The sequence below is a fragment of the Brachyspira sp. genome (genome assembly GCF_029258575.1).
In the GTDB taxonomy this organism is placed as follows: domain Bacteria; phylum Spirochaetota; class Brachyspiria; order Brachyspirales; family Brachyspiraceae; genus Brachyspira.
In genome coordinates this window covers 1-3,418 of sequence record NZ_JARHYI010000125.1, presented here as the reverse complement: position 1 = coordinate 3,418, position 3,418 = coordinate 1, and the positions used below count along the sequence as shown (strand labels likewise).

Here is a 3,418-nt window from a genome sequence, read left to right as displayed (position 1 = left end):
TATATGAAGCATGTTTAAATCCATTTGTAGCATATACTTGAGCCATATTAATAATTTCTTCTTTAGTTTTTCCTTTAGTGATTTCTTTATTTTCTGATATAAGCAAATAATATCTTCCAAGCCAAGTTTCTAATAAAGAATTTAAATAATTATGTATTTTCATCATTAGATCTCTATTTTTTGTATTGATCATTTCATTTAAAGTTAATTCTATAACTTCCATATCTTCCAATGCTTCTATATTATAGAAATAAGGCTCATTAAGTACTGTATTTATTAAACCTAATATATCTCCTTGTTTAAATTCTATTTTATGATTAAAAGTTCCATATGATACGGCTTGACCTTTTTTAATTATATAAAAATGATTTTTGGGGTTTTGATCTTTAAGAAAAATTATAGATGATTTTTTGAAATTTAAAGTATTGTATTTTTGCATAATTGTTACCCAAATAATACTTTAATTTTAGCTTATTTTTACTATTAGTCAATATTTTTAATGAATTTTTACTTATTTTAATGTTATTTATTATTATTTTTATAATAAAAGCAATTAATAGAATGATCATTTACAATACCTATAGCTTGCATATAACTATATATTATTATACTTCCTGTGAATTTAAAACCTCTTTTTATTAAATCTCCACTGATAGTATCTGATAATTCATTTTTTGCTGGAAGAGGGGAGTCATCATTCAATTGATTATCTATTTGTTTTCCATTTGTAAAAGACCAAATATATTTATCAAAACTTCCGAATTGTTTTTGTACTTCAATAAATTTATTGGCATTTATTATAAGGGCATTTATCTTTCTTTTATTTCTTATTATTCCTTTATTGTTTAAAAGCTCATCTATTTTTCTATCATCATACTTTGATATTTTTTTATAATCAAAATTATCGAATGCCTCTCTCATATTTTCTCTTTTATCTAATACACATTTCCAACTTAAACCAGCCTGCATATTTTCAAGTATGAGCATTTCAAATAACTTCCTTTCATTATGACAAATTTGGCACCATTCTTCATTATGATATTTTATCTCTATTTGGCTTTTAGGCCATTTGCATATTTTCTGCATTATTAAAAAATAACTCCTCTATTAATTTTTTGAATTTATTATTCATTCGATTATTCTATATTTATTGAAGTTTCATAATCATCTACTTTTATATTATATTTTCCTTTTCTATTAATAACAAAAGAATAATTATCTCTTTGCCCAAATATATTTACTGTTTTTTCTCCATTGCATTCTACAATACACCAATTTTTTATATCATTTATATTAATAGAATATTCATCATTGTTTTTGAATATTTCTATATTTTTATAAACATAAATATCTTTAATTTTTTTATCATCTTCTCCTCTGGAAGTAAGCGGAGTTAATTTACTAAAATAAAGCATATAATCAACTATTCCATCTTTGATATTTAAAACAGATTTTCTTTTTGATTCTTCGAACATATTAGAATCTTCTAAATTCTCCATAAGAAATAAATCATTTTTTAAAGAACTTACCTTTATCTGCAAATCGGTATTAATTTCAAGTTCTTTCAAAAAATCATCGGATACCCTAATACCATTTACATAGTTTATGATTTCTTCTTCTGTATAATTATATTTGCTCATATTATAAATCCGATAAATTATTAAAATTTTCTTTTAAATTAGCTTTTATTTTATTTATAATCTTTGTAACAGCATTATTTGTAATATTCAAAAGGGTTGCTATAAAATCATATGGTACATTTATTTTTATAGAATGCAGTTTTTTTATATAATTTTGTTTTTTGCTAGCTAAATGTACTGTAAAAAGTCCCTTCTTATGATTTTCTTCTATTTTTGCATTAACCTTTGCTATTTTATCCTGCTGTTTTATTATCTCATTATATTTATTTATATATGTTGCTCTTGCTTTTTCTATTATTAAATATGCTTCTTCATAATTTATATTAAAATATTTCATTAAAGGCTTTATTATAAGATTTATAAATAATTCCAAATTATGTATAAAAAATGCTATTGAATCTCTGTCATTAAATTTTTCATTTATATAATTAAACATATTTAGAGAAATGTTTTCAATATTGCTTTCATTATAATTATCAGTATATTCATTCATTACATAATGTTTAGTGTCATAAAGAACATCATGCAAAGTGAGGGCATATTTAGAGCATAAAGGGGCATCTATTGATATTTCTTGTTTGTTATATTTATTCTTTCTTTTTTTATGATCTATAAAATTTAAATAATGGCTTCTTAATGTGTATGTGAACCAAGTGATGAATTTAGTATCTGTTTTATTATATTTTAATAATATATTATCTATTCTTTCTATATAGTATGAATAGAATTCCAAAGCATCATCATGAAAAATTCCGAAAACTTTTCTAGGATAATTATAAATATAATTGGATAAATGTTCATTGATTTCTTTTAAAGCTACAGTACTTCTAGTTGCTTTATAATCTGTTATCAATTGTTTTATAATCTCATCATCTATCATTAACACTATCCTCATACTTTAATATATTAATAAATATCTGTTTCATTCTTTCATCTTTTATATCAGTTTCTTTTATAATATTATCTATCCATTCTTTATGTTCTTTTGTTATTTCTTTGTCTAATTGTTCTATATCTTTAATATTTATATTTTCTGCTGTTTTATTATTATTAACTTCTCCTATTCTAGTTTTTAATTCAACTACTTCTATATTTGTTTCTTTTTTTATATTTTTGAATATATTATTTCTATTCATAAATATTTCATTAGCCCATACACTATCTATTACATTTAAAGTAAGAATTCCATTTCTATAGAATGAAGGATAACATATTTTAGATAATACTTCACCCATAATATCATTCCATTTTTGCGATATCTTTATATAATTAGCTAAATTTATATTCTGATACGATTTTCTATTTGAATATTCTTCTAATGTATTTTTTATAGTATGCATTTATAATAACCTCATACATAATGATACAATAATTTTTTATATAATCAATATCATTAATTTGAAGTATCATTTTGAACATTTGTTTGTGAAGAGATGTTATTTGTATTTACTGTATTTGTTTCAGTATAATTTGCATTGTTTGTGATATCGTTTGGTGTATTTATTATATTATTAGTGAGCATTGTATTTGTTTCCATGATATCTATTTCTATAGGTTTAGCTTCTACATCTTCATCATATGTTATTACAGTATCATTTTGATTTGTATTTGTAATTTTATTTTCTATATATTCATTATAATTATTATCTATATTGGTATCTCCAGATATTCTAGCCAATATACTTTTATTTCTTATTATAGAGTCTTTTAATCCTCTGTATTTGGGATCTATCTTATATGCTTCTTGATATGTACTTAAAGCAGAATTAAAATTTTTA

General features: G+C 21.9%; 5 protein-coding genes and 1 pseudogene. All 6 read right to left on the bottom strand.

Annotation, left to right across the window (positions count from 1 at the left end; all coding sequences use genetic code 11):
* A partial coding sequence (locus tag Q1J76_RS09830; RefSeq protein ID WP_300369898.1) for a cyclic nucleotide-binding domain-containing protein occupies nt 1–439 on the bottom strand: 439 nt, incomplete at its 3' end.
* Nucleotides 440–522: 83 nt separating this feature from the next.
* Nucleotides 523–1,086: a DNA-3-methyladenine glycosylase I gene (locus Q1J76_RS09825; RefSeq protein WP_300369897.1), complete on the bottom strand. Its 564-nt coding sequence runs from the start codon at nt 1,084–1,086 to the stop codon at nt 523–525.
* A gap of 50 nt (nt 1,087–1,136) precedes the next feature.
* Nucleotides 1,137–1,640 carry a hypothetical protein gene (locus tag Q1J76_RS09820; RefSeq protein WP_300369896.1) on the bottom strand — a complete coding sequence of 168 codons (504 nt, stop codon included), beginning with the start codon at nt 1,638–1,640 and terminating at the stop codon, nt 1,137–1,139.
* A 1-nt stretch (nt 1,641) separates the two neighbouring features.
* Nucleotides 1,642–2,520 (bottom strand): sigma-70 family RNA polymerase sigma factor, encoded by an 879-nt coding sequence (locus tag Q1J76_RS09815; RefSeq protein ID WP_300369895.1) that lies wholly within the window; start codon nt 2,518–2,520, stop codon nt 1,642–1,644.
* Nucleotides 2,510–2,980 carry a DciA family protein gene (locus Q1J76_RS09810; RefSeq protein WP_300369894.1) on the bottom strand — a complete coding sequence of 157 codons (471 nt, stop codon included), beginning with the start codon at nt 2,978–2,980 and terminating at the stop codon, nt 2,510–2,512. Before Q1J76_RS09810 ends, Q1J76_RS09815 begins: the two co-directional genes overlap by 11 nt.
* A 53-nt stretch (nt 2,981–3,033) precedes the next feature.
* Nucleotides 3,034–3,418 (bottom strand): annotated as a pseudogene (locus Q1J76_RS09805) (tetratricopeptide repeat protein); the annotation flags it as partial.